This window comes from Halopseudomonas pertucinogena, from assembly GCF_014646575.1.
GTDB lineage: Bacteria > Pseudomonadota > Gammaproteobacteria > Pseudomonadales > Pseudomonadaceae > Halopseudomonas > Halopseudomonas pertucinogena.
Map to the genome: position 1 here is coordinate 1 of NZ_BMNN01000007.1, position 24,413 is coordinate 24,413.

A 24,413-nucleotide genomic window follows, 5' to 3' on the forward strand; every position below is an offset into this window, starting at 1 on the left:
TTGAGCAGCTTGGCGATGGCCAGCGAGTTCAGGTCGTCGTTGCTCTCGACCAGAATGGCGCGGTCGGCACCCAGTGCCAGGGCGGTACGCAGCTGCTCCTGGGCCGCGGTCGGGCCCACGGTGACCGCAACGATCTCGGTGGCGACACCCTTTTCCTTCAGGCGTACGGCTTCTTCCACGGCGATTTCGCAGAAGGGGTTCATGGACATCTTGACGTTGGCGAGGTCGACACCGCTGTTGTCCGCCTTGACGCGAACCTTGACGTTGTAGTCAACCACGCGCTTTACGGCGACGAGGATTTTCATGGACGTTAGTCCTCCGCAAGTCTGTGAAACGCCACCATGGAGCGGCGCATGACATTAAAAGGGGCCTTAGCATACCGGTCGCTTTTCCTGACCGATAGTACCTTGAGGCTGAATTTACGATGAATTGACCGGGAAAACAGGACAAAAGCCTGTTTCCCGATCAGGGCTGTGGCCTCAGGCAACAACCAGCTGGTTGGAATAGGCTTCCAGGTGATGATCGTCATCACCGAACTGGTGGCTGATCATGACCAGGCGCTTGGCGTAGTGGGCGCCGTTGTACTCCCAGGTCATGGCGATGCCGCCATGCAGCTGGATGCACTGTTCGGCCACGTAACGGGCAGCGCGGTTGACGATGAACTTGGCGGCGGACAGCTTGGCGCTGCGCTCGTCGTTGTCTTCGTCATCGGCCAGACAGGCCGCCAGAATGGCCATGGAGGTGGCCCGCTCCAGCTCGCTGACCATGTCCACCATGCGGTGCTGCAGTACCTGGAACTTGCCGATCGGCACGCCGAACTGCTTGCGGGTCTTCAGGTAATCCAGGGTCAGGTCGCAGGCCACGCGCATGGCGCCGACGGCTTCGCCGCACAGGGCGGCGATGGCACGCCCGCTCTGGTAGCGGATGGCGTCGTAGGCATCGCCGGCGCTGCCCAGCAGTTCACCCTGGACGTTGTCCAGGAACAGCTCGCAACCCTTGCGGCCATCCATGGTGGAGTACACGCGGCGGCTGACACCCTGAGCGTTCGGGTCGATGATGAACAGGCTGATGCCCTGCTGGTCACGCACGTCACCGGCGGTGCGGGCGGAAACCAGGATCTTGCCGGCAGTGTGGCCGCCGATCACCACGGCCTTGCGACCGCTCAGGCTCCAGCTGCTGCCGTTCTGGCGGGCAGTGGTCTGCACGTCGAACAGGTTGTAGTGGCTGCTCGGCTCTTCCAGAGCCACGGCGGCCTGCAGTTCGCCGCTGGCGATGGCGCCCAGCAGTTCTTCCTTCTGCTGGTCATTGCCCAGCTGGCCGATCAGACCGCCGGCCAGGATGACCGACTCCATGTAGGGCTCCAGGCAGATGCCACGGCCCAGCTGTTCCATGATCAGCATGGTTTCCACGCCGCTGCCGCCGAAACCGCCCAGCTCCTCGGAGAAGGGGATGGCGGTCAGGCCCAGCTCGCCCAGCTGCTGCCAGAACTCGGTGCTGTAGCCGGCTTCGCTGTCGCTGAATTCCAGGCGCTTTTCAAAGGTATAAACGTCGCGAACCAGGCGGGCCGCGGTGTCCTGCAGCATCTGCTGCTCTTCAGTCAGTTTGAAGTCCATGGTCGGCTCCTCAGAGTTCGAGAATCATTTTCGAGACGATGTTCTTCTGGATCTCGTTGGATCCGCCGAAGATCGACAGTTTGCGCATGTTGAAGTAGGTGGAAGCCGGGGCCGCCGCGTAATCGGCTACCAGGTACTCACCGTCGAAGTCGCCTTCCAGTTCTTCCGGCAGGAAGGGCAGGGCGTAGGGGCCGAGCGCCTTGCGCATCAGGTGGGTGATGGCCTGACGGATCTCGGTGCCCTGGACCTTGAGGATTGAGCTCTCGGCGCCCGGCACACCGCCTTCGGAAGCCGCGGCGACAATGCGCAGGGTGCTCATCTCGGCAGCCATCAGGGACATTTCCACTTCGGCGATCTGGGCGCGGAACAGCGGATCTTCCAGCAGTGACTTGCCGCCCTTCTGCTGTTTGGCAGCAATCTTCTTCAGGTGGCTCAGAGCGGCCTTGGACGAACCGATGCCGGCCAGGCCGGTACGCTCGTGGGTCAGCAGGTACTTGGCGCAGGTCCAGCCCTTGTTCTCTTCACCTACCAAGTTCTCGACCGGTACGCGCACGTCGTCGAAGAACACTTCGTTGACTTCATGGTCGCCGTCCAGGGTGATGATCGGACGCACGGTGATGCCGGGGGTGTCCATATCGATCAGCAGGAAGGAGATGCCGCGCTGCTGCTGGGCTTCCGGATCGGTACGCACCAGGCAGAAGATCATGTTGGCGTGCTGGCCCAGGGTGGTCCAGGTCTTCTGGCCGTTGACGATATAGTGATCGCCATCGCGCACCGCGCGGGTCTTCAGCGAGGCCAGGTCGGAACCGGCGCCCGGCTCGGAGTAACCCTGACACCACCAGTCCTCCCCGGACAGGATGCGCGGCAGGTATTTCTGCTTCTGCTCTTCGGTACCGAACTTGATGATCACCGGAGCGACCATGGCGACGCCGAAGGGGATGGTGCGCGGCGCGCCGGCGGCGGAGCTCTCTTCGTCGAAGATGTGCTTTTCCACCGGGCCCCAGTCGGTACCGCCGTGTTCTACCGGCCAGCCCGGCGCATACCAGCCCTTGCGGGACAGGATCTGCTGCCAGCGCTCGTGGTCAGCCTTGGTCAGGTGCTTGCCGAGCTTGACCTTGGCAGCGATGTCTGCCGGCAGTTCCTGCCTGAGGAATTCACGCACTTCTTCGCGGAAGGCGTTTTGTTCAGCTGAGTAATGGATTTCCATGTTGGGTCCTCGTTGTTGTTCAGCTCGCCGGGGGCGCGGACGCCCCGGCGGATAAGTCTCAGAGATCGGCGAACTTGCGACCTTCTTTGGCCAGTTTTTCCAGCAGCGGAGCCGGCTTCCACCAGGCGCCGTGCTGCTCGTGGAATTCGCAGATGCGGGCATACACACGGTCCAGGCCGATCGCGTCAGCATAGAACATGGGGCCACCCTGGTGCGCCGGGAAGCCGTAGCCGTTGATGTAGATGACGTCGATATCGCTGGCACGCTGGGCAATGCCCTCTTCCAGGATCTTGGCGCCTTCGTTGATCAGGGCGTACATGGTGCGCTCGATGATGTACTCGTCGCTCAGCTCGCGGCGCTCCATGCCCTGTTCCTTCGAAGCGGCCTGCAGAATGGCCGGCAGCTCCGGGTTGGGCAGCGGGGTGCGCGAACCTTTCTCATAGACATAGAAGCCCTTGCCGGTCTTCTGGCCGAGCATGCCGGCCTCGGCCATCTTGTCGAGGATGGTCGGCAGCTTGTATTCGGCTGGCAGTGTCTGACGCTGGCGGGTGCGGATGGCCAGACCGATATCCAGACCGGACAGATCGCGCATGGCGAAGGGTCCCATGGCCATGCCGAACTTGCGCAGCGCAGCGTCGACCTGCTCGGGGGTGGCGCCTTCCTCCAGCAGGAATTCGGCTTCGCGGCCGTACTGGAACACCATGCGGTTACCGACGAAGCCGTCGCAAACGCCAACCGGCACGGCAACCTTCTTCAGCTTCTTGCCGATGGCCATGGCGGTGGCCAGCACTTCGTCGCTGGTCTTCTCGCCGCGCACCACTTCCAGCAGACGCATGACGTTGGCCGGGCTGAAGAAGTGCAGGCCGACCACGTCCTCGGGACGTTTGGTGAACCGGGCGATCTGATTCAGGTCCAGCGAGGAGGTGTTGCTGGCCAGAATGGCGCCGGGCTTGCAGTGGGCATCCAGTGCCTCGAAGACCTTCTGCTTGACGCCCATTTCCTCGAATACGGCTTCCACCACAACATCAACGTCAGACAGGTCGGCGTAATCGGTGATGCCGCTGATCAGCAACATGCGCTTTTCCAGCGCCGCTTCGGTCAGACTGCCGCGCTTGACGCTCATGCCATAGGTATCGCGGGCGCGCTGGATGGCCTTGTCGCGGGCCTCTTCACTGATTTCGAGGATCTTGACCGGAATGCCGGCATTGGCAAAGCACATGGCGATGCCGACGCCCATGGTGCCGCCACCGATGACCCCGGCGGACTTGATGTCGCGTACCGGCGTGTCCTTGGGCAGCCCATCGACCTTGGAGGCCTGGCGCTCGGTGAAGAACGCATGCACCAGGGCGGCACGCTGGGGCGATACCAGGCACTCGCCGAACAGCTCGCGTTCGCGCTTGAGGCCTTCTTCCAGCGGCAGGGTGAAGGAGGCCTCAACGGCGGAGACGCAGCGCTGGGGCGAGAACAGACCCGGGGTCTTCTTCTCGATCTCGGCGCGCTTGGCAGCAACCAGCGCGGCGTTGTCCACGCCTTCCAGCTTGTCGGTGCGCTCACCGGTGCGGCGCGGGCCCTTGCCCTCGGCAATCAGTTTCTCGGCGAAGGCCAGACCGGCGGCCAGCAGCTCGCCCTCGAACAGCTCATCCACCACGCCCAGCTGCTCGGCTTCGGTGGCGGCGATGGGGTTACCGCTGACGATCATGTCCAGCGCCTTCTCGACACCCACTACACGGGGCAGGCGCTGGGTGCCACCGGCACCGGGCAGCAGGCCCAGCTTCACTTCCGGCAGGCCGACCTTGGCGTCCTTGCGGGCGATGCGGTAATGGCAGCTCAGGGCCACTTCCAGACCGCCACCCAGGGCGGTGCCATGGATCACGGCGATGCTCGGCTTGCTGCCGGCTTCGATGCCGTTGACCACTTCCGGCAGGCTCGGGGATTGCGGCGGCTTGCCGAATTCCTTGATGTCGGCACCGGCGATGAAAGTATTGCCTTCGCAGACCAGCACGATGGCCTTGACCTCGGCATCGGCCTCGGCGGCACTGAAGCTCTTCTGCAGTCCGTCACGCACAGCCACGCCAAGGGCGTTGACCGGGGGGTTGTTGACGGTAATGACGGCAACGGCGCCTTGCCGTTCCAGGGTAACGACCTCGGACATGCTGAACCTCCTGTGATGCAATCAGATGAGTTTCATTGTGCGAAATAATGAAACCATGTTTCGCAGGGCAAAATACAAAACTTACAAAGCGTTGTCGATGCCCATCGGTAAATGGCTGCTCATAAAGGGGCGTGATGGTTACACGCCCAGGCGTTCTATATCGCGAGCGAGAATCGCCAGCTGATGGGCCAGCTGGTTCTTCACCTTCTCCTCGGACACCAGATAGGTCGGCGCGCCGCAGGTCAGCGCCATGATGGTGCCATCCTGCAGGTGCAGGGCCACACCCGCCGCGTTGACGTTGCGGTCCCAGTCTCCCAGGGAGAGGCAGAACCCGTACTGTGCGTAATCGGCGAAAGCCTGTTCGAGCTGGGCTTCCAGTTCCGGCCAGGTCTCCGGGTTGCGGGCTGCCAGAGCGCTCATCACGTGCTTGCGCTCCTCCTCCTTCAGTGCCGCCAGATAGGCGCGGCCGGCCGCAGTGGTGGCCAGCGGCAGACGTACGCCAACATCCATGCGCAGCGAGGTGACCTCTGCGGGGCGACAGTTCTCGACGTAGATCATCGACAGCCGGTCGCGGCAGGTCAGGCCTACCGAGGTATTGGTGTTACGGGCGAACTCGTCGAGATAGGGCTTGGCCAGCTGGCGAACCCGGAGATTGGATACGTAGGCATAGCCGAGGGCGAGCACGCCGGAGTCCAGTTGGTATTTCTCAAGCTGGGGAGAGTAGGAGAGATAGCCCAGCTTGGTCAGCGTATAGGTCATGCGCGAGACGGTCGGCTTGGGCAGACCGGTGATGCGGGCAATGTCCTGATTGCCCATGACCACCGAGCCCTGACTGAATGCCCGCAAGACGTCCAGTCCACGCGACAGCGCCTCGACAAATTTGCGGTCCTTGATGGGGGTTTGTTCTGCCTGATCGTCATTCATGGAGGGTAAGCCCTTGATTAATCCATCCGTAAAGTCTTTCTTCATTCTTGAACCCGGGCTGGCATGGCGAACCAGGCGTTTGCACGGCAATTGTTATGATTTGTTCGGACGATTGCACAGCCGCGAAGGATAGAATAGCATCTTTTTGGTATTGTATTTCGCACTGCAAAATAATAGTCCAATAAAGAGGTTCCGATGTCCACACCAGAATCGAGTGTTGTTGCCGGCCGGCTGGCCGATCTCGGTCACACCAACCTGTTCCATCTGCTGGACAAGGCCCGGCGGGATTATGCGGACAGGCCAGCCTTCTCCTGTGGTGCGGAGTCTCTGACGTTCAACCAGCTGCACGAGCATGCCGATGCGTTTGCCCGCTATCTGCGCCACGGGGCGGGCCTGCAGCCCGGTGATCGGCTGGCCATCCAGCTGCCCAATCTGCTGCAGTATGTGGTGAGCATCTTCGGCGCGTTCAAGGCCGGTCTGGTCATAGTCAACACCAACCCCCAGTACACGGCTCCGGAAACCCGTCACCAGTTCCGCGATTCCGGTGCCCGCGCCGTGGTAGTGCTGGACCGGCTGGTGCCGCTGGTGCGCAGCATCCAGCAGGATACCTGTATCGAGCGACTGATCGTTACCAGTGTCGATGACTGGGGCAACCCGCAGGAAGAGGCCGGCGCCGAGGACGAAACGCGGTTCATGGCGGCGCTGCGCCTTGGCCGGACCCTGCCCGAGGTGGAGCCGCAGCGCGGGCTGGATGACCTGGCGGTGCTGCAGTACACCGGCGGTACCACCGGCGTGTCCAAGGGCGCCATGCTGACCCACCGCAATCTGCTGAGCAACGTGCTGCAGGCGGTGAGCATTCTCAGCCCCGGCGAGGTGGAGTACGGCAACGAGGTGCGGGTTTCGCCCCTGCCGCTGTACCATGTCTTTGCTTTCACCGCCAATTGCCTGGCGTCGGTATTCACCGGTTTCAACAGTGTACTGATCACCAATCCGCGGGATCTGGACGGCATGATCGCCGACATGCGCCGGCACCGCATCACCCTGTTCACCGGCATCAACTCCCTGTTCGTTGCGCTGATGGCCCACCCCGAATTCGATACCGTCGACTTCAGCAACGTCAAATGGGTCAACTCCGGTGGTGCTCCGCTGAACCTGGCGGTGGCCAGGCGCTGGCAGGAGCGCACCGGCAACGTGATACGGGAAGGTTTCGGCATGACCGAGACCTCGCCGGTGGTGATTGCTGCCACTGCCAACACGCCCTACCGCGAAGGTTATATCGGCCAGGCGATCCTCGATACCGAGCTGAAGATCGTCGATGACGAGGGCAACGAGCTGCCTCCCGGTGAGCCCGGCGAACTGCTGATCCGCGGGCCGCAGGTCATGGCCGGCTACTGGCAGCGTCCGGAAGCCACGGCCGAAACCTTCACCCCCGATGGCTGGCTGAAGAGCGGCGATATCGGCGTCATCGACGAGGACGGCTTCCTCAAGCTGGTCGATAGAAAGAAGGACATGATTCTGGTCTCCGGCTTCAACGTCTACCCCAACGATGTGGAGGATGCGGTGATGCGCCATCCCGGCATCCGCGAGTGTGTTGCCGTGGGCATTCCGGACGAGCGCAAGGGCGAGGCGATCAAACTGTATGTCAGCCTGCATGACCAGAACCTGACCGAGGCCGACATCATCGCCCACTGCCGTGAGCAACTGACCGGCTACAAGGTGCCGAGCTTCATCGAGATCCGTGATGACCTGCCCAAGTCCTCGGTGGGCAAGTTGTTACGCCGGGTGCTTCGCGATGAGGCCCGGGCACAAGCCGGAGCATGACCATGCTGAGTCTGACCATCGCTGATGGCGTTGCCGAAATTGCACTGGACGACGGCAAGGTCAATGCCCTGTCCGAGCGCATGCTGCAGCAGCTGCTGGCTGCCATTGCCGAGGCTCAGGCTGCCGATGCGGCCCTGCTTATATATGGGCGAGCCGGTTGCCTGAGCGCGGGTTACGACCGTGCGCTGATCGAGTCCGGTGGCCCGGAGTGCGACGCCATGCGTGCTGCCGGGGATCGGCTGACGCTGGCGCTGCTCGACTACCCGGCGCCGGTGGTGATCGCCAGCACCGGCCATGCGATGGCCAAGGCGGCGTTCATGTTGCTGCTGGCGGACTACCGCATCGGTGCGGCCGGCGCCTTCAATATCGCCCTGAACGAAGTGGCCATCGGCATGACCATGCCCGATGCCGCCATGCCCCAGGCGCGTCGTCTGGCGCCGCAGTGGCTGAATCGCTGCGCGCTGCAGGCGCAGAAGCTCACCCCTGAGCAGGCGCTGGAGGCTGGTTTCTACGATGAGCTGGCCACCGGCGGCGAGCTGCTGGAACGGGCCAGGGAAAAGGTTCGCCAACTGGCAGCGCTGAATCGCCGGGCCTACCGGGAAACCCGCCTGCTGCTCAACGCGCCCCTGCGCGCCGATGTTATCGCCGCGCTGACCGGCGTGCGCGGCTGAGACCGGTCGGTCTACTCCTTGAAGTAGACCGACTGGGTACTGGTCAGCAGCAGGACGCCATCCTCCGACCACAGGTGCGCCACCTGATCCGAATAGTTGGCGTGCAGTCTCGACGCCCGGGCCTGGCCCAGCACGAAACCGGTCCCCACCTTCTCCAGTTCATCGCGGGTAGCGTGGAAATAGTGCGTCATGGATACCGTGCCGGAGGGCGTGAAGGTCTCGCGCAGCATGAAGATGCGCGGCGCAAAGACATCACCCAGCGCGGTCAGCGAGGCATAGTCCAGAGCGCGCTCGGGAAAGTCCCGCACCCACAGCAGTGATTCGGTGTCGGCCGGCTGGTCTGCCGGGCGGCGCATCAGCGGAATGCCATGCACGAAGCGGAAGTCATACTGCCTGAACCAGTTGCGGATGCTCAGATCGATTCGCTGAAGCGTCTGGGGGGCAGGAGCCGCAGGCGGGCCGAGGGGCTGCTCGGTCAGCGTCTCGCGCCGGTTGGCGAAAAACGCGGTGGCGCTGGTCACTACCTCGCCATTCTGCTTCTGCAATATCAGCCAGTGCTGGGTCGAACGGTTGGTACGCAGCGGTGTGGCCTCGATCTCGAACTCGCCGGCCGCTACCGGTCCGGCAAAGTTGACCGTCAGCGACACCGGGTCGCCGAGACGCTGCGGGTGCAGCAGCACCGCATTCAGCAGGGTGGCAGCGGTTGAGCCGCCGAAGGGGCCAACCATGTTCTCGAAGGCTTCGCTGGTCTCCCCCCGGTACAGGTTGGGGGCCAGCGGCGTCAGGGCGATGGCCTGATCAAACAGATGACTGCTCATTATTGTTTCCATTGGCAGGCTTGGGTGGCGCACATCCTAGGTACTGCAGGGGCAGTGGGCAAGCTGATATCGCCCCGTGAATCCGGCGGCATGCACAGTGGCGATACACGGGGCCGGAAAGCATGATCCCGGCGCAGGCCGGGATCATGGGGCATCAGGTCTGGCGGTACCGCACGGCTCAGCCGCGCTGGTAGGTTCCGACCAGACGGTTCATCGCCAGGGTGTGAGGCTCGACCTTCGCCAGCAGCTGCCACATGTCCAGGCCGTCCTCCAGATTCGGCTCGCAATCCAGCGCAAGAATCCAGAAGTAGTACTTATGCTGACCATGACCCTCAGGAGGCATGGGGCCGCCATAGCCGGGCTTGCCGAAGTTGGTCGGACCATCGGTGTGGTGCTTGCACCCTTCGGGCAAAGAGGTGACATCAGCCGGAATGTTGTAGTGCACCCAGTGCACGAAACCGTAGGTGCCGTTGGCCGACACCAGCGGGGCATCCGGGTCGTGGCAGATCACGGCAAAGCTTTTTGTACCGGCCGGCGCGCCACTCCAGCTCAGGGCCGGGGAGACGTCCTCGCCTTCGCCGGTATGGCGGGTGGGGATGGGGCCGTCGTTGGCGAAGGCGCCGCTGGTCAGTTGCAGGTCGAGATTCAAGGCAAAACCCATGGTGTTCTCCTTATCCAGGAAGGTGACTAACGGATCAGGCTGCTCAGCAACCAGAGGCCGAGCAACAGCCAGATGATCCCGCGGATGAATCGCTTTCTGATGAACGAGCTGAAACCGAGGTAGATCAGGAACAGCCCGAGAATGACAAAGGCGATGCTGAGAATGCTGCTGTCCACCCCCAGCGCCCGGGAAAAGCCGTGGACGAAGGCGCTGCTGGCGCCGCTGAGCATGTCGAACACCCAGGCCAGACCATCAACAATCAGCCGGACAAGGGTACCAAAGGCCTGGCCCAGCCATTCAAAGGGATTGGTGTTCAGTTGCATCGGGGCGCTTCCGGTTCGATGGGATCGATACCATAGCAGAGATTGGTGTGGGGTCAGAAGTTCCGGGGGTGGTTCGCGGGGGTGGATTCCCCCTCTCCCCCCGCCCCTCTCCCGCAAGGGGAGAGGGGAGCGCAGCGGTGTATGTCTGACATCACTACTATCAGCGGCATCAGCACTGCTCCCTCTCCCCTTGCGGGAGAGGGCTGGGGAGAGGGGGAGCAGACCATCAGACCCGCTCAATCACCGCTGCAACACCCTGGCCCAGCCCAATGCACAGACTCACCAGCGCATAACGCTTGCCGGTACGTTCCAGCTGGCGCAGGGCGGTCAGGGTCAGGCGCGCGCCGGAGGCGCCCAGCGGGTGGCCGACGGCGATGGCACCACCGTTGGGGTTCAGGCGCGGGTCGTCGAAGGCAATACCCAGCTGCTTGGCGCAGCCCAGTACCTGAGCGGCGAAGGCTTCGTTGATCTCGATCACGTCCATGTCGTCCAGGGTCAGACCGGCACGGCTGAGCGCTTTCTTGCATGCCTCGACCGGGCCCAGGCCCATGATGCGGGGCGCAACGCCGGAAACAGCACCGGCGAGGATGCGGGCACGGGGCTTGATGCCGTACTTCTGGCCGATGGCCTCGCTGCCGATGATCAGGGCCGCGGCGCCATCGTTGACGCCGGAGGCGTTGCCGGCGGTGACCACACCACCACCGAACAGCGGACGCAGGCCGGCCAAGGCTTCCAGGTCGCTGGACGGGCGCGGGTGCTCGTCCTGGTCTACCACCTTGTTCGGCTTCTTGCGGCCCTGGGGCACTTCGATGGGGTGGATTTCCTCGGCGAAGAAGCCTTCGGCACGGGCCTTCTCGTACAGCGCCTGGCTACGAGCGGCGTAGGTGTCGGCCTCCTCGCGGCTGATGCCCAAGTCCGCCGCTACGTTGTCGGCGGTCTGCGGCATGGTGTCGTCACCGTACTGTTCTTCCACCTTCGGGTTGGGGAAGCGCGCACCGATGGTGCTGTCGAAGGCGCGGAAGTCGCGAGAGTAGGGGCTTTCGCTCTTGGCGATGACGAAGGGTGCACGGCTCATGCTTTCCACGCCGCCAGCCAGGAACAGCTCGCCTTCGCCGGACTTCACCGCGCGGGCAGCATCGAGAATGGCAGCCAGACCCGAGCCGCACAGGCGGTTGACGGTGACACCGGCCACTTCCTGGGGCAGGCCGGCCAGCAGGCCGGCGTGGCGGGCGACGTTGCGGGCGTCTTCACCGGCCTGGTTGGTATTGCCCATGACAATGTCTTCGTAGTCCTGGCCGTCGAAGGGGTTGCGGGCGACCACAGCGCGGATCACCTCGGCCAGCAGGTCGTCCGGGCGCACCGGCGCCAGGGCACCGGCGTGGCGGCCGAAGGGCGAGCGCAAACCATCATAGATATAAGCAGTCATCGGATTACTCCTGGAAATCGGGGGCGGTCAACGGCAGGTCGAGCTGGACGCGGCGGCGCAGCCAGGGGCTGGGACGGTAGCGCGGCTCGCCATAGGTGGCCTGCATGTTGTTGAGAACGGTGAGAATGACCTGCTTGCCGTAGTGCTCGCCGAAGGCCAGCGGGCCCTTCGGGTAGCCCAGCGCAAGCTGGATGGCACGGTCCAGTGTGTCCGGTGTGGCGATGCCCTTCTGAGCGATTTCGGTACCCAGGTTCACCACGCTGGCAATCAGCCGCTGGATGACGAAACCGGGGGAGTCGTTTATCACTTCCACCGGCACGCCATCGGCGGCCAGGGCCTGGCGCGCCTGGGCAACCACATCGGCCTCGGCGGCGGGCTGGCGCATCAGGGTGCGGCGCTTGTCCCAGCTGGCAAAGCTGTCCAGGGCCAGGGTGCGCGCCGCCGGCAGGCCCAGGCGGGTCAGGGCGGCGGTGCAGTCTTCACCCAGCGGCGTCACCAGGCAGATGGCCTCGGCGGACGGCGCATCGCCAGTCTCCAGGGTGGCGCCGGCGGCCTGCAGCACGGCAGCGACCTGGCTGCGCAGCCCCGGGTCATCGCTCTGCAGCCAGAACGGCCGGTTGATCAGCACGGTCTCCGGCGCAGGCTCGGGCTGCTCGATCTTCTGGCCGTCTTGATAACGGTAGAAGCCCTGGCCGGTCTTGCGGCCCAGCAGGCCGGCGGCGACGCGCTGACCGGCGATGAAGGAGGGGGTGTAGCGCGGGTCGTGGTAGAACTGCTCGTACACCGACTCCATCACCGCGTGGGACACGTCCAACCCGGTCAGATCGAACAGCTCGAAGGGCCCCATGCGAAAGCCCGGGCCGTCGCGCAGGATGCGGTCGATCTGCTGCGGCGTGGCGACGCCTTCACTGAGCATGCGCAGGGCTTCGGTGCCGAAGGCGCGGCCGGCGTGGTTGACCAGGAAACCGGGGGTGTCGGGGGTAATCGCCGGGAAGTGACCGGCCTTCTCGGCCAGGTCGACCAGGCCCTGGATGTAGCGCTCCTCGGTACGGGAGCCGCGCACCACCTCGACAATCTTCATCAGCGGCACGGGGTTGAAGAAGTGAAAGCCCGCGACCCGCTCGGGGCGGCGGCAGCCGGCGGCGATGCGGGTGACCGACAGCGACGAGGTGTTGGTGGCCAGCAGGCAGTCGTCGCTGACAATGGCTTCCAGATCGGTGAACAGCTTCTGCTTTACTTCCAGGATCTCGACGATGGCCTCGATGATCAGGTCGCAGTCCCTGAGCTGCTGCAGCTCGGCAGCGGGCTGCATACGCGCGTTGATCGCCTCGAACTCCGCCTCGCTGAGCTTGCCCTTGGCGACCTGGCGCTGGAGCAGGTTGCGGTTGAAGGCGAGGGCGTCGTCGATGGCCTCGGCTCGGGTGTCGAACAGCAGGACCTGCTGACCGCTGGTGGCGAACAGTTGGGCAATGCCGCGGCCCATGGCCCCGGCGCCGATAACGCCGATACGGTTGAACATGTGGGTGCTCCTCGGTACTCTGATCGTCTGTTCCGCCATGCGGAACCATATTCCGTTTAATGTGTAACGAGAGTAAATCCTGGGCTGATCCAGTGCAAGTCGGCCGGCACATTTATCGGCTTATGCACCGCCATCAGCCCAGCCAATGTCGTTACGCGCATGCCGCCCCGTGGCATACTGCTGCCGCCGCCGTCGCGTCGGCCGTCAGGTAAATCGTGAGTGAGACATCCATGAGTGAAGACCAGAATCTGGCCGTGCAGAATTCGGTGACCGGTTTCTTTCAGGAGTTGGGTGCCGAGCTGCTGGAGTTCAAGCCCCAGCGCGCGGTAATCGGCCTGACGCTGGAAAAGCGTCACCTCAACAATGCCAGCAACCTGCATGGCGGGGTGGTGGCCAGTCTGCTGGATGTGGCCATGGGGCTGTGCGGCACCCACGCCGACGATCCGGAGGAGCGCAGGGTGGCGATCACCCTGTCGATGAACGTCAACTTCAGTGCGCCGGCCGGCGAGGGTGCGCGGGTGCGGGCGGTGGCGACCTGTCGCAAGCAGGGTCACAAGATCTTCATGGCCAGCTGTGATCTGCTCGATGACCACGACACCCTGCTGGCCTTCGGCGAAGGTGTATTCAAGAAGGGTGCGCTGCGCAGAGATCTGCCATGACAGCGCTGTTGTTGCCGCTGGGCGTGGGACTCGAGCTGCTGGCGCTGGCCGGGCAGTGGCCGCACCTGAGCTGGGCTGCCGCGGCGGCGCTGGCCGCCTACTACCTGCTGCATTACCGGCGACTGCTTGTCTATCCCCGGGTACTGGGGCTGATTACCCTTGGCATGCTGATCGCACTGCTGGCATTCGGCGATCCGGAGCCGGCGCTGTGGGGCCAGCTGGCCAGCGCCATGGCCTATTACACCAGCTTCCTCGGCGCGCTGGGGCTCATCCAGCTGCTGGCCCGGCATCTGCCGCATCTGCGCGAGATGCACAAGGCACTGCTGACCGGGCGGCCACTGTGGCTCTACCCGCGCTATGTACTGACCGCCGGCAGTATCGGTTCGATTCTCAACTTCGGCATGATGAGCCTGATGTGCGGTACGCTGCAGCAGCATCTGCAGCAGTATCCTCTGGATGAGGCGCAGCGCCGCTCCGGCATGCGCGTGGTCATGCTGGCGACCCTGCGTGGCTTCGCCCTGGTGCCGCTGGTGGCGCCAACCAGCGTGACCATCGCCATGCTCACCCGGGAGATGCCGGAACTGAGCTGGGCCGGCATGTTGCCCTACGGCCTGACCGCAGCGGTGCTGTTGCTGCTGGTGGGCTGGCGTCGGGAAAACCGTAATCTGGTGGCGCTGCGTGACCATATCGGCGATGGCACGCCGGCCCGTGGCATGGGGCAGCTGCTGTTTGGGAGCCTGCTGGGGCTGAGCGCCATCGGGCTGCTGGCCTCGGTCTCGGTTCTGAGTCCATCCCAGGCGGCGATGATCCTGATTCCGCTGGGAATGGCGGCTTACCTGCTCTGGCGCGAGCGCTCGCCACGGCGTGTGATGCAACAGATGACCGACAACCTGGTGGCCATGCACAACGAGATGTTCATCTTTGGTTGCGCTGCGCTGATGGGCGGAATGCTCGGCGCGACGGTGCCTCTTGAGCAGCTGGCCGCCTGGCTGGCGCTGAAGCCGGAGTACAGCGTGGTGCTTGCCACGGGCAGCCTGCTCGGGATCATCCTGTTGGCGCTGGTGGGCATCGCGCCGATTGTCTCGCTGGCGCTGATGGTCGGCCTGCTGGCGGAGCTGGCGCGGCTGGGGGTACCCATTCTCACCCCGGCGGTGGGGTTGATCTGCGGCTTCTCCATCTCCATGATCTTCGCCCCGTTCGGGCCGTCGACGCTGATCCTGTCCCGTTACAGCGAGGTCAGTCCGTACCAGGTGGTATTCAGATGGAATGGTCCCTTCGTGGCGACTGCCATTCCCCTGCTGATTGCCCTGCTGGTTATCATTCACTGGCTGGTCAACTGATTCCGGTCGGCCGCAGAAGGATAAGGTACTGATGCCTGAGCTACCTGAAGTCGAAACTACCCGTCGGGGCATCGCCCCGCATCTGCAGGGCCATCGTGTTACCCGCCTGATCGTGCGGGATGCCCGGCTGCGCTGGCCGATTCCCGAGGATCTGGCGATCCAGATCGAGGACCAGACCTTCACGGCGGTCCGCCGCCGCGCCAAGTATCTGCTGATGGATATCGGCGGCGGCACGCTGATCTGCCACCTGGGCATGTCCGGCAGTCTGCGGCTGGTGCCGGCTGCCACCCCCGCGCTGAAGCACGAGCACGTCGATATCGAACTGGATAGCGGCCTCACCCTGCGCTACACGGACCCGCGGCGCTTCGGCGCCATGCTCTGGCAGCGCGCCGGGGAGGTGCATCCGCTGCTGGCCAGTCTCGGCCCGGAGCCCCTGTCAGAGGAGTTCGACGGCGCGCGGCTGTATCAGCTGTCGCGCCGGCGCAGCATGGCGGTCAAGCCGTTCATCATGGACAACGCGGTGGTGGTCGGGGTGGGTAACATCTATGCCACCGAAGCGCTGTTCGCCGCCGGCATCGATCCGCGCCGGGAGGCCGGCCGGATCAGCTGGGCCCGCTATGATCTGCTCGCCGGGGAGATCCGCAAGGTGCTGGCGCGTGCCATCGAGAGTGGCGGAACCACTTTGCGCGACTTCATCGGCGGAGATGGCAAGCCGGGGTACTTCCAGCAGGAGCTGTTCGTCTACGGCCGGGGCGGTCAGCTGTGCAAGGTCTGTGGTACCACCCTGTCGGAATGCCGACTCGGTCAGCGCAGCACGGTATTCTGCCGCCGCTGCCAGCGCTGAGCTGCAAAAATGTGCGCCCGGTAGCCTTTTGCCGGCCCGACACGTTCCCTGGCAGGCTGATTATGCCTACAATGCTGAGGATGGCGCTCCGGGATGGGGCGCCGGGATAACACCAATAACGCCGCTTATCGGGCTCACCATCAGGGATTACCACTATGCGCCTGTCTCGTCACTTCACAGCATTGTTTGCCGGCATGCTGCTCGCCGGCAGTGTCATGGCCACCGAGGCCAACTACGGTTATCAGGAGAATGTCGACAACCCCGGCATCTTCGCCATGGTCGGCGACCTGATCATTGCCAGGCCGATCGGCGCGGCCATCACGGCGGTGGGCGCCGCTGCCTTTGTCGTCAGTCTGCCGTTCACCGCGCTGGCCGGCAACACCGCCGAGGCGGGGCAGGAACTGGTGGTGCGCCCGGGTCGGGAAACCTTCATGCGCTGCCTGGGCTGCACCAAGGCCGGCTACGGTCGCAAGCAGCAGGACGAAAGCAGCTGGTAGGACCCTGCACACCGGGTAGTACGGTAGCGGGGGGTTGTCTGTAGTCTGTCGGGGCCTGGGATGCAGAAACTGATCAGGCAGGCCTGGTTTCCGGCTCTGCTGCTGTTATTGCTCGGCTTGATGATCTGGAGCAACGAGCTGGCCACGCTGGCCGCCGGTGTCGGCTTGTTCGTGCTCGGCATCGGCCGGCTGGAAGAGGGCTTCCGGGCGCTGTCGGGCGGTGCCCTGGAGCGCTGGCTGAACTGGAGTACCGACGGTCTCGGTAAGAGCCTGCTGGTAGGCGTGGTCAGCACTGCACTGGTCCAGTCCAGCACGCTGGTCACGCTGCTGGGCATCGCCTTTCTCAGCGCCGGTCTGATCAATACCCTGGGCGGTGTCGGCCTGGTGTTGGGCGCCAACCTGGGCACCACCTCCGGCGCCTGGCTGATCGCCCTCGCCGGGCTCAAGCTGAACATGGCGCAGCTGGCGATGCCGATGCTGGCATTCGGTGTGTTTCTTGCCCGCCGCGATGAAGCCGGCTGGCGCGGAGGCGGGCTGGCACTGCTGGGCATCGGCCTGCTGTTCCTGGGCATCGATCTGATGAAGACCGGCTTCAGCGGCTTCGAAGGGGCGTTCGATCTCAGCCGCCATGCCGTTGACGGCTGGTCGGGGGTGCTGCTGTTCGTGCTGCTCGGCGCGCTGGCCACGGTGATCATGCAGTCCAGCCATGCCACCCTGGTGCTGACCCTGGCTGCGCTGGCGCTGGTCATCGGCGCCAACCTGGGCTCCACCGCCACCGCACTGTTTGCGGCGATCGGCAGCAACAATGCCGGGCGGCGCATTGCCGCTACCCATCTGATCTTCAATCTGGTCACCGCCGGTGCGGCGCTGCTGTTGCTGCACCAGCTGATGGCGGCGGTGGAGTGGCTGGCGGAGCTGGGTGGCCTGGCCGCCGATGCGCACATGCTCAAGCTGGCCATCTTCCATACCCTGTACAACCTGTTCGGCCTGGCGCTGGTGCTGCCCTGGAGTTTCTATCTGGTACGGTTGCTGGAGCGCTGGCTGCCGGATGACGACCCGGCAACGACAGCGGGGCGGCTCAGCGAGCAATCCCGTGCCCGGGCAAGATACATCAACGAGTCGGCGCTGCTGCACGCCGATACCGCCCTGCGGGTGCTCGAACAGGAACTGCACCACCTGGCGGGCCTGAGCCGTCAGGTGGTGGCTACTGCGGTGTATCTGCCCGACGACTTCACCGCGATGGGCCCGGCAGCCCTTCACGAAGCGGTACGCCAGCCGGTTCCCATGGCCCTGCGGGAGGACGCCGAGGCGCTCTATGAGCGGCACATCAAGGGCATCTATGCCGATATCGTCGAGTTCATGTCGCGGATGGACGTGTCGCTGCTGCCCGAACAGCAGCAGGCAATGCTCAATCTTTCCATGGCGGCGCGCGATCTGGTCACCGCTGTGAAGGCGGCCAAGCACCTGCAGACCAACCTGCGCCGACACATCGACAGCAACCAGCCGACGCTGCGCCGGGCCTATGACCGGCTGCGCGAGCAGTGCGGGCTGACATTGCTGGAGCTGCGCGACTGGCCGGACGCCGCGGCCGGCCAGGAACGGCTGCAGCAGATCGAATCAAGCGAGGCGCGGGCGCAGCTGTTCATGGATGGGTTTCAGCATGAGCTGCATCAGCAGCTGCGCAATCGGGAACTGGATGGCTGGCAGGCCACCTCGCTGCTCAATGATCTGCACTACATGCAGCGGATCCATCGGCATCTGCTGCGGGCCCATGCGGGGCTGGGGCAGTATGTGCCGGGCGACGAGCGGCAGCGGCGGGAAGAGGTGGTCAGTCTCGCCTGACGGGCCGTCTGGCAGTGGCCTCGCCTTCGCCGCGGGGATCGCTGGCGGCACTGATCTCGGCCCTGCGCTTGTCCCACTGCAGCACCTGCATGTCGCCATAATCCCGCCCGACCGGCTTGATCGTATGGCCCAGTTTTTCCAGCGCCCGGCGTTGCTCGGCACTGAAGGCCGCATCCTCGATCTGGATATGGTCGGGCAGGTACTGATGATGGAAACGCGGGCGGCTGACCCACTCCTCCACCGGCCGGCCTGCCATCGCTTCCAGGGTGCCGAGCAGCACCATGCTGATGATACGGCTGCCGCCGGGTGTACCGAGCACCGCAAGTTGGTTCTCATTTTCCAGCATCGTTGGCGTCATGCTCGACAGCGGACGCTTGCCCGGGGCGATGGCATTGGCCTCGCTGCCTTCCAGACCATAGCTGTTGCGGCCATCCGGGTCGGCGGCAAAATCATCCATCTCGTTGTTCAGCAGCACACCGGTACCCGGCACGGTGAAGGCGGCGCCGAAGGGCAGGTTGACGCTCAGGGTGGCGGCCACGGCGTTACCCTCGCGGTCGATCAGCGAGAAATGCGTGGTGTTGGTGCCTTCATGGAAGGGGATGGCGGGGCCCAGCTCCAGGCTCGGCGTGGCCCGCTGCGGATCGACACCGGCGGCCAGTCGGCGCGCGTGATCGACTGACAGCAGCCGCTCCTCCGGCACCTCGACAAAATCGCTGTCACCCAGCAGTACCGCCCGGTCGCGGTAGGTGCGGCGCATCAGTTCAACCAGCTGATGGGTCCACTGCACCGAGCCATGGGCTGCCTCGGGCAGCTGATCCATGCCCTGGAGAATGCCGGCCAGGGCAATGCCGCCGGCGGAGGGCAGGGGGGAGGTGATCACATCGAAGCCGCGACTGCTGAAGCGCACCGGATCACGCTCGATGACGCGGTAACTGTCCAGATCGCCCTGCTCCCAGATGCCACCGGCCGCCTTGACCCCACTGACCAGCCGTTCGGCCAGCGGGCCGGAATAGAATCCGGCGTGGCCATGTTCTGCCATCCGGCGCAGGGTCTCGGCCAGCTCGGGCTGGCGTACCAGGTCACCCGCGGCCGGCGCCTGGTTGTCCCTGAGAAAGATGCGTGCGGTTTCCGCGTCCTGCTGCATGGCGTCAAGGCGGAAACCGACCAGGGTGCGATAACTTTCGCCAACAGCGAAGCCTTCTTCGGCGGCAGCGATCGCCGGTGCCAGGCTCTGCGCCAGGGGCAGCCTGCCGTAGTGTCCGGCCAGGTGCGCGAGCGCAGCGGGGGTGCCGGGAATACCGGCGGCCAGTGGGCCGTTGATTACCCGCTTCAGCTTGTCCTGCTCGTCCAGGAACATGTCCCGGTGGGCGGCCAGCGGTGCGGTCTCCCGGGCGTCGATGAAGCGATACTGCGGTTCATCCTCGCCGGCCTGGCGCAGCAGGAAGAAGCCGCCACCGCCGATGCCCGAACCGTAGGGCTCGACCACCGCCAAGGTAGCGGCCACGGCAATGGCCGCGTCAAAGGCGTTGCCGCCCTGGTCCATGATCCGGTGGCCGGCTTCGGTAGCGATGGGGTGGGCGCTGGCAATGGCCTGCTGGCCGGGCGCGGGGGCTGCCTGGACCGTCAGGCTCAGCAGCAGCGCCAGCGCGGGTACCAGGCTGCGAAGCATCATGACGCCTCGGTCAGCAGCTTGTATTTTTCCATCAGCTGCTCGCGGGATTCGACCCGGTCCGGGTCAAGGGGAATGCAATCAACCGGGCAGACCTGCTGGCACTGGGGTTCGTCGAAATGGCCCACACACTCGGTGCACAGGTTGGGGTCGATGACGTAGATTTCCTCTCCCTGGGAAATGGCCCCGTTGGGGCATTCCGGTTCGCAGACGTCGCAGTTGATGCAGTCGTCGGTAATGATCAGGGCCATCTTCTGCTCCGGGAGAGGTTCAACCGTTGTAGCGCTTGAGCAGGGCCTCGTGCACTACCGGATGAACAAATTTGCTGACATCACCACCCAGCGAAGCAATCTCGCGTACCAGGGTGGAAGAGATATAAGAATACTTCTCCGAAGGGGTCAGGAACAGACTTTCCACCTCGGGGGCGAGCTGGCGATTCATGTTGGCCAGCTGGAACTCGTATTCGAAGTCGGACACCGCACGCAGGCCACGCAGCAGCACGTTGGCACCCACCTCGCGGCTGAAATGCGCGAGCAGGGTGGAAAAGCCCACCACCTCGACATTGTCGTACTGGCTGAGCACTTCCTGCGCCAGCTCCACGCGCTGTTCCAGCGAAAAGGCCGGATTCTTCTTCGGGCTGGCGGCCACGGCAACCACTACGCGATCGAACAGCCGGGAGGCACGGCCTACCAGATCCATGTGCCCCATGGTGATGGGATCGAAGGTGCCGGGGTAGAGAACAGTATTCATTTGGCGCTTTCCTGCCTGAGGGTACCAGAGGGCGCATGGTAGCTTAATGGTCCTGCTGCGGCAAAACCCAAAATCATCCTCCGGACGCCTGCCGCTGCCACAGGCAGTACCATACCTGGCCGGCTCTTTTTTCCCGGTGCAGCTGCCAGGCCGAGGGGAACGCCAGCTGTGCCGGCGGCGTTTCGCTTTCGGTGTATATCAGCGCATCGACGGTCAGCCAGCCATTGGATTCCAGTGTGGTGCAGGCCGGGATGAGCAGGTCCTGATGAAAGGGCGGATCAATGAAGACGATGTCGAAGGGGGCGGGCGGCGGGCCGGCAAGCAGCGCCAGGGCGTCCTGCTGGCGGACCTCGGCACGGTCGCACTGCAGGGTCTGCAGGTGGCCGCGCAGGGTGGATACCACCTCGCGACTCAGGTCACAGCTCAACACATGGCTGGCGCCGCGGGACAGTGCTTCCAGGGTCAGCGCACCGCTGCCGGTGAACAGGTCCAGGCAGCGGGCGCCCTCGATGTGCCCGCTCAGCCAATTGAACAGGGTTTCGCGCACCCGGTCAGGGGTCGGCCGCAGCCCCGGCTGTTCGACGAAACTGAAACGGCGGCTGCGCCATTCGCCGGCGATGATGCGCAGCTGGCTGGTTCTGGTCTTCTGCTGTCTCATGGGTTGAGCTCCGCGGGTTCGTCGAGGGTGTCGGCGGGCTCGACTGCCGGCTGCTCGGGTATCGCCCGGGCCGGGCCGACGGTAATGACCAGACGCTGCTGCGGGTCGAAATGCCGGGCGAACGCCTGCTGGATATCTTCAGTGGTAAGCGCCTGCACCTGATCAAGGAACAGCTGCAGATGGTTCAGCGGCAGGCCATAGAAGCCGATGGCGCCCAGCTGGGCCACAATCGCTGCGTTATTGGCGGTGCTCAGCGGGAACTCACCGTTGATCTGGCGCTTGGTGCGGATCAGTTCCGCTTCGGTCGGGCCTTCGCTGATGAATCTGTCCAGGCTTTCGTGGATGACCGACAGGGCCAGATCCACCTGATCGGCACGGGTCTGCATGCTCACCATCACCGGGCCGGTGGCCTGCATCGGGATCAACCTGCTGCTGACCGAGTAGGACAGTCCACGGGTCTCACGGATCTCTTCCATGAGCCGTGAGCCGAAGCCGGAGCCACCGAGAATCTGGTTGCCGACATAGAGCGCGGCGTAGTCAGGATCATGGCGACTGATGCCATGCTGGCCGACCAGCACGTGGGTCTGCTGGCCATCGAAGTCGATATGCCGGTGGCTGCTGGCGATCGGCGCCGGCTCCGGAATCACCTCCGCCGCCGGCCCTGCGGGCAGGGCATCGGCCAGGCGCTGGGCGATACGCTCGGCCCTGTCCCGGTCGATCGCGCCGACCATGGCGATCACCGCATTGCCCGCGCTGTAGTATTGCTGGTGGAACCGGCGCAGGTCGTCGATCTGCAGCTGGCCCAGGCTCTCGGCGGTGCCCTCCGGCAGGCTGCCATAGGGATGGTCCGGATAGAGATCGGCCCAGAAGGCCTCACTGGCCAGCGAGGCCGGACGCTGCAATCGCAGCCGCAGGCTGGCCAGCAGCTGGTTGCGCAACCGCTCGAAGGCCTCGTCCGGGAAACTGGGGCGGGAGACGACGCTGGAGAACAGGGCCAGAGCCGGGTCCAGCTTGTCTGCAGCGGTGAGGCTGCGCAGCCCGACCAGCGCCATATCCCGGTGCGAGCTGTTGGAGAATTCGGCACCCAGCTGTTCGAAGGCAGCCGCGATGGCTCCGGTATCCTTGTTTCCGGTGCCCTCGTTGAGCATGGCGTTGGTCATCATCGCCAGGCCGGGCTGTTCCCCGTCCCGGCTGGCCCCCGCCGCAAACAGCACCTGCACATCCAGCATCGGCAGCTCATCGGCGGCCATGAAATAGACCCGGGCACCCTGTTCGGTCACCCAGTGCTGCAGGTCCAGGTTGCGTCGCGCCGGCGGCTGGTCCAGGTCGACGCTCTGCAGGGATTCCAGTTCCGGGAGCAGCTCCTCCACGGCGTCCGGTGGTTCGCTGCCGGCTACCTCGCTGCTGACAGCCTCGGTAGCGGCCGCCGGCTGGCTGTGTTCGGCGGGAGCCGGTATCGGCGCCTGCGGCGCCGGCTCGTAGAGCAGCCAGACGAACACGGCGAATACGGCAAGGGTAAGCAGCGCGGCGGTCCAGCGCCTTGCGGAATGGGCAGCCATCAGAGCGCCTCCTCGGTTACGGCGGGCAGAACTTCGGCACGGGTCAGCCGTTCCGGTACGAGATAGCGCCGGGCCACATCACTGATCTGTTCCGGGGTGATGTTCTGCAGGGCGTCGATATCTTCATCCAGCAGGGTCCAGGGCAGGCCGATGCTCTCGAGCATGCCGATCCGGTTGGCCTGATGGCTGATGCTGTCCTGGGCATAGACCAGCTGCGCGGTCATCTGCGCCTGTACCCGGTTCAGCTCTTCGGGACTGGGCGGCGTCTGCTGCAGTTGCTCGATCTGCTGCCACAGGGCTTGCTCCAGCTGTTCCAGGGAGATGTCCCGGGACTGGTTGGGAATGCCGCTGAGCAGGAACAGGCTGTCGCCCCGGGCGAAGCCGTCGTAATGGGCCGACGCCGAGGTGGCCACGGACTCGCCACGCTCCAGATGGGTGGCCAGGCGCGCGCTGTAACCGCCGTCGAGAACCGCGGCCAGCAGGCGCAGGGCGTGCACGTCCGCGGCCTGCTCGGCGGTGGTCAGACTCGGCACGTTGAAGCCCAGCAGCAGGCTCGGCATCTGCACCGGCAGGCGCAGGGTCAGACTGCGCTCGGCGCCGCCGGGCAGTTCCAGCGGGGCGCGCTGCTCCGGAACCGGCCTGTTGCTCAGGGGAGCGAAGTAGCGGTCGACAAGACTGCGCACTTCCTCCAGCTGGACGTCGCCGACGATCACCAGCACCGCATTGCTTGGCTGATAATAGAGGTCGTACCAGTTGCGCATGTCCTCGACAGTGAGTCGGTCCAGGTCGTGCATCCAGCCGATTACCGGCTGGGCGTAGGGGCTGGCCATGTAGGCCTGGGACAGGAAGCGCTCGTAGGCCAGGCTGTTGGGGTTGTCATCCACCCGCAGCCGGCGCTCCTCCTTGATCACTTCCATCTCCCGCAGGAACTCGTCCTCGGGCAGTGTCAGGTTATGCATGCGCTCGGCTTCCAGTTCCAGCGCAATGGCCAGCTGATCGCGGCTGAGGATCTGGTAATAGGCGGTGTAATCGCGGGAGGTAAAGGCGTTTTCCTGAGCGCCGAGGCTGCTCAGCAGGCGTGATGCCTGGCCCGGGGCCAGCCGCTCGCTGCCCTTGAACATCATGTGCTCCAGCGCGTGGGACAGGCCGGTCCGCCCGGGCGGCTCGTAACTGCTGCCGACGCGGTACCACAGTTGGGAGACCACCACCGGGGCGCGATGATCCTCGCGCACTATGACCTTGAGACCGTTATCCAGGGTGAACTCGTGGGTGGGTTGCCGCGTGTCGCTGGCCGAGGTGCTGCCGGCCAGGCCGAGCAGCAGCAGGAAAACCGTGTATACAAGGGAGCGCCGCGCCGTATGCATGTTCAATCCTGTGGCTTGCATGGGTCATACCGCCGATGGCGGAAGTGGGGTAGGATAACCCAACCTCCAACGCGCAGGCCAAGGGTCTCCATCCCG

23 protein-coding genes are annotated in these 24,413 nt (G+C 64.6%); 7 read left to right on the forward strand and 16 right to left on the reverse strand.

Annotation, left to right across the window (positions count from 1 at the left end; genetic code table 11):
- The 5 genes from IEW63_RS12930 to IEW63_RS12950 all read right to left on the reverse strand — a co-directional run.
- A partial coding sequence (locus IEW63_RS12930; RefSeq protein ID WP_444542581.1) for an electron transfer flavoprotein subunit beta/FixA family protein occupies positions 1-305 on the reverse strand: 305 nt, incomplete at its 3' end.
- A 174-nt stretch (positions 306-479) separates the two neighbouring features.
- A complete protein-coding gene (locus tag IEW63_RS12935; protein WP_188637054.1) occupies positions 480-1,613 on the reverse strand; it encodes an acyl-CoA dehydrogenase family protein in 1,134 nt (377 codons plus the stop codon).
- A 10-nt stretch (positions 1,614-1,623) separates the two neighbouring features.
- A complete protein-coding gene (locus tag IEW63_RS12940; RefSeq protein ID WP_188637055.1) occupies positions 1,624-2,820 on the reverse strand; it encodes an acyl-CoA dehydrogenase family protein in 1,197 nt (398 codons plus the stop codon).
- Between the two features lie 58 nt (positions 2,821-2,878).
- Positions 2,879-4,972, reverse strand: a complete 2,094-nt coding sequence (locus IEW63_RS12945) for a 3-hydroxyacyl-CoA dehydrogenase NAD-binding domain-containing protein (RefSeq protein ID WP_188637056.1) — start codon at positions 4,970-4,972, stop codon at positions 2,879-2,881.
- A gap of 138 nt (positions 4,973-5,110) precedes the next feature.
- A complete protein-coding gene (locus IEW63_RS12950; protein ID WP_188637057.1) occupies positions 5,111-5,896 on the reverse strand; it encodes an IclR family transcriptional regulator in 786 nt (261 codons plus the stop codon).
- 195 nt (positions 5,897-6,091) lie between these two features.
- Here IEW63_RS12950 and IEW63_RS12955 point away from each other — a divergent pair, with 195 nt between their 5' ends.
- Together IEW63_RS12955 and IEW63_RS12960 are read left to right on the forward strand one after the other, a co-directional pair.
- Positions 6,092-7,717 carry an AMP-binding protein gene (locus IEW63_RS12955; protein WP_188637058.1) on the forward strand — a complete coding sequence of 542 codons (1,626 nt, stop codon included), beginning with the start codon at positions 6,092-6,094 and terminating at the stop codon, positions 7,715-7,717.
- A 2-nt stretch (positions 7,718-7,719) separates the two neighbouring features.
- Positions 7,720-8,388: a crotonase/enoyl-CoA hydratase family protein gene (locus IEW63_RS12960; RefSeq protein ID WP_188637059.1), complete on the forward strand. Its 669-nt coding sequence runs from the start codon at positions 7,720-7,722 to the stop codon at positions 8,386-8,388.
- A gap of 11 nt (positions 8,389-8,399) precedes the next feature.
- On the opposite strand, the gene IEW63_RS12965 is transcribed toward IEW63_RS12960, so the two are convergent.
- The 5 genes from IEW63_RS12965 to IEW63_RS12985 form a co-directional block, all read right to left on the reverse strand.
- The gene (locus tag IEW63_RS12965) at positions 8,400-9,206 is read right to left on the reverse strand and encodes an acyl-CoA thioesterase (RefSeq protein WP_188637060.1); all 807 of its coding nucleotides are present in this window, start codon (positions 9,204-9,206) and stop codon (positions 8,400-8,402) included.
- Between the two features lie 178 nt (positions 9,207-9,384).
- Positions 9,385-9,867 carry a YbhB/YbcL family Raf kinase inhibitor-like protein gene (locus tag IEW63_RS12970; protein WP_188637061.1) on the reverse strand — a complete coding sequence of 161 codons (483 nt, stop codon included), beginning with the start codon at positions 9,865-9,867 and terminating at the stop codon, positions 9,385-9,387.
- 26 nt (positions 9,868-9,893) lie between these two features.
- Positions 9,894-10,190, reverse strand: coding sequence for a hypothetical protein (locus tag IEW63_RS12975; RefSeq protein ID WP_188637062.1), 297 nt, complete (start codon positions 10,188-10,190; stop codon positions 9,894-9,896).
- 226 nt (positions 10,191-10,416) lie between these two features.
- The gene (locus IEW63_RS12980) at positions 10,417-11,616 is read right to left on the reverse strand and encodes a 3-oxoadipyl-CoA thiolase (RefSeq protein WP_188637063.1); all 1,200 of its coding nucleotides are present in this window, start codon (positions 11,614-11,616) and stop codon (positions 10,417-10,419) included.
- Positions 11,617-11,620: 4 nt separating this feature from the next.
- Positions 11,621-13,135 carry a 3-hydroxyacyl-CoA dehydrogenase gene (locus tag IEW63_RS12985; RefSeq protein ID WP_188637064.1) on the reverse strand — a complete coding sequence of 505 codons (1,515 nt, stop codon included), beginning with the start codon at positions 13,133-13,135 and terminating at the stop codon, positions 11,621-11,623.
- Positions 13,136-13,365: 230 nt separating this feature from the next.
- Between IEW63_RS12985 and IEW63_RS12990 the strand changes: the two genes are divergently transcribed.
- From IEW63_RS12990 to IEW63_RS13010, 5 genes are all read left to right on the forward strand, one after another.
- The gene (locus tag IEW63_RS12990) at positions 13,366-13,794 is read left to right on the forward strand and encodes a PaaI family thioesterase (RefSeq protein ID WP_188637065.1); all 429 of its coding nucleotides are present in this window, start codon (positions 13,366-13,368) and stop codon (positions 13,792-13,794) included.
- Positions 13,791-15,134 (forward strand): hypothetical protein, encoded by a 1,344-nt coding sequence (locus IEW63_RS12995; RefSeq protein ID WP_188637066.1) that lies wholly within the window; start codon positions 13,791-13,793, stop codon positions 15,132-15,134. The genes IEW63_RS12990 and IEW63_RS12995 overlap by 4 nt, the downstream gene beginning before the upstream one ends.
- A 31-nt stretch (positions 15,135-15,165) precedes the next feature.
- Positions 15,166-15,978, forward strand: coding sequence for a bifunctional DNA-formamidopyrimidine glycosylase/DNA-(apurinic or apyrimidinic site) lyase (gene mutM, locus IEW63_RS13000; RefSeq protein ID WP_188637067.1), 813 nt, complete (start codon positions 15,166-15,168; stop codon positions 15,976-15,978).
- 215 nt (positions 15,979-16,193) lie between these two features.
- Positions 16,194-16,475 carry a hypothetical protein gene (locus IEW63_RS13005; RefSeq protein WP_229710523.1) on the forward strand — a complete coding sequence of 94 codons (282 nt, stop codon included), beginning with the start codon at positions 16,194-16,196 and terminating at the stop codon, positions 16,473-16,475.
- 60 nt (positions 16,476-16,535) lie between these two features.
- On the forward strand, positions 16,536-18,317 hold the full coding sequence (locus IEW63_RS13010; RefSeq protein WP_188637069.1) for a Na/Pi cotransporter family protein: 1,782 nt from the start codon (positions 16,536-16,538) through the stop codon (positions 18,315-18,317).
- On the opposite strand, the gene ggt is transcribed toward IEW63_RS13010, so the two are convergent.
- The 6 genes from ggt to IEW63_RS13040 form a co-directional block, all read right to left on the reverse strand.
- Positions 18,304-19,986 carry a gamma-glutamyltransferase gene (gene ggt, locus IEW63_RS13015; protein WP_188637142.1) on the reverse strand — a complete coding sequence of 561 codons (1,683 nt, stop codon included), beginning with the start codon at positions 19,984-19,986 and terminating at the stop codon, positions 18,304-18,306. The genes IEW63_RS13010 and ggt overlap by 14 nt on opposite strands.
- Entirely contained in the window at positions 19,986-20,237 is a 252-nt protein-coding gene (locus tag IEW63_RS13020; protein WP_188637070.1) for a YfhL family 4Fe-4S dicluster ferredoxin, read from the reverse strand. The genes ggt and IEW63_RS13020 overlap by 1 nt, the downstream gene beginning before the upstream one ends.
- A 19-nt stretch (positions 20,238-20,256) precedes the next feature.
- Entirely contained in the window at positions 20,257-20,736 is a 480-nt protein-coding gene (gene coaD, locus IEW63_RS13025) for a pantetheine-phosphate adenylyltransferase (RefSeq protein WP_188637071.1), read from the reverse strand.
- A 73-nt stretch (positions 20,737-20,809) separates the two neighbouring features.
- A complete protein-coding gene (rsmD, locus tag IEW63_RS13030) occupies positions 20,810-21,394 on the reverse strand; it encodes a 16S rRNA (guanine(966)-N(2))-methyltransferase RsmD (protein WP_188637072.1) in 585 nt (194 codons plus the stop codon).
- A complete protein-coding gene (locus tag IEW63_RS13035; RefSeq protein WP_188637073.1) occupies positions 21,391-22,953 on the reverse strand; it encodes a M16 family metallopeptidase in 1,563 nt (520 codons plus the stop codon). Before IEW63_RS13035 ends, rsmD begins: the two co-directional genes overlap by 4 nt.
- On the reverse strand, positions 22,953-24,317 hold the full coding sequence (locus IEW63_RS13040; RefSeq protein ID WP_188637074.1) for a M16 family metallopeptidase: 1,365 nt from the start codon (positions 24,315-24,317) through the stop codon (positions 22,953-22,955). Before IEW63_RS13040 ends, IEW63_RS13035 begins: the two co-directional genes overlap by 1 nt.
- Positions 24,318-24,413: the final 96 nt, after the last annotated feature.

Bases quoted from the DNA above. Each gene is read 5' to 3' on its own strand.
- IEW63_RS12935 (WP_188637054.1), bottom strand. From the start codon at position 1,613: ATGGACTTCAAACTGACTGAAGAGCAGCAGATGCTGCAGGACACCGCG.
- IEW63_RS12940 (WP_188637055.1), bottom strand. From the start codon at position 2,820: ATGGAAATCCATTACTCAGCTGAACAAAACGCCTTCCGCGAAGAAGTG.
- IEW63_RS12945 (WP_188637056.1), bottom strand. From the start codon at position 4,972: ATGTCCGAGGTCGTTACCCTGGAACGGCAAGGCGCCGTTGCCGTCATT.
- IEW63_RS12950 (WP_188637057.1), bottom strand. From the start codon at position 5,896: ATGAATGACGATCAGGCAGAACAAACCCCCATCAAGGACCGCAAATTT.
- IEW63_RS12955 (WP_188637058.1), top strand. From the start codon at position 6,092: ATGTCCACACCAGAATCGAGTGTTGTTGCCGGCCGGCTGGCCGATCTC.
- IEW63_RS12960 (WP_188637059.1), top strand. From the start codon at position 7,720: ATGCTGAGTCTGACCATCGCTGATGGCGTTGCCGAAATTGCACTGGAC.
- IEW63_RS12965 (WP_188637060.1), bottom strand. From the start codon at position 9,206: ATGAGCAGTCATCTGTTTGATCAGGCCATCGCCCTGACGCCGCTGGCC.
- IEW63_RS12970 (WP_188637061.1), bottom strand. From the start codon at position 9,867: ATGGGTTTTGCCTTGAATCTCGACCTGCAACTGACCAGCGGCGCCTTC.
- IEW63_RS12975 (WP_188637062.1), bottom strand. From the start codon at position 10,190: ATGCAACTGAACACCAATCCCTTTGAATGGCTGGGCCAGGCCTTTGGT.
- IEW63_RS12980 (WP_188637063.1), bottom strand. From the start codon at position 11,616: ATGACTGCTTATATCTATGATGGTTTGCGCTCGCCCTTCGGCCGCCAC.
- IEW63_RS12985 (WP_188637064.1), bottom strand. From the start codon at position 13,135: ATGTTCAACCGTATCGGCGTTATCGGCGCCGGGGCCATGGGCCGCGGC.
- IEW63_RS12990 (WP_188637065.1), top strand. From the start codon at position 13,366: ATGAGTGAAGACCAGAATCTGGCCGTGCAGAATTCGGTGACCGGTTTC.
- IEW63_RS12995 (WP_188637066.1), top strand. From the start codon at position 13,791: ATGACAGCGCTGTTGTTGCCGCTGGGCGTGGGACTCGAGCTGCTGGCG.
- mutM (WP_188637067.1), top strand. From the start codon at position 15,166: ATGCCTGAGCTACCTGAAGTCGAAACTACCCGTCGGGGCATCGCCCCG.
- IEW63_RS13005 (WP_229710523.1), top strand. From the start codon at position 16,194: ATGGCCACCGAGGCCAACTACGGTTATCAGGAGAATGTCGACAACCCC.
- IEW63_RS13010 (WP_188637069.1), top strand. From the start codon at position 16,536: ATGCAGAAACTGATCAGGCAGGCCTGGTTTCCGGCTCTGCTGCTGTTA.
- ggt (WP_188637142.1), bottom strand. From the start codon at position 19,986: ATGCTTCGCAGCCTGGTACCCGCGCTGGCGCTGCTGCTGAGCCTGACG.
- IEW63_RS13020 (WP_188637070.1), bottom strand. From the start codon at position 20,237: ATGGCCCTGATCATTACCGACGACTGCATCAACTGCGACGTCTGCGAA.
- coaD (WP_188637071.1), bottom strand. From the start codon at position 20,736: ATGAATACTGTTCTCTACCCCGGCACCTTCGATCCCATCACCATGGGG.
- rsmD (WP_188637072.1), bottom strand. From the start codon at position 21,394: ATGAGACAGCAGAAGACCAGAACCAGCCAGCTGCGCATCATCGCCGGC.
- IEW63_RS13035 (WP_188637073.1), bottom strand. From the start codon at position 22,953: ATGGCTGCCCATTCCGCAAGGCGCTGGACCGCCGCGCTGCTTACCCTT.
- IEW63_RS13040 (WP_188637074.1), bottom strand. From the start codon at position 24,317: ATGCATACGGCGCGGCGCTCCCTTGTATACACGGTTTTCCTGCTGCTG.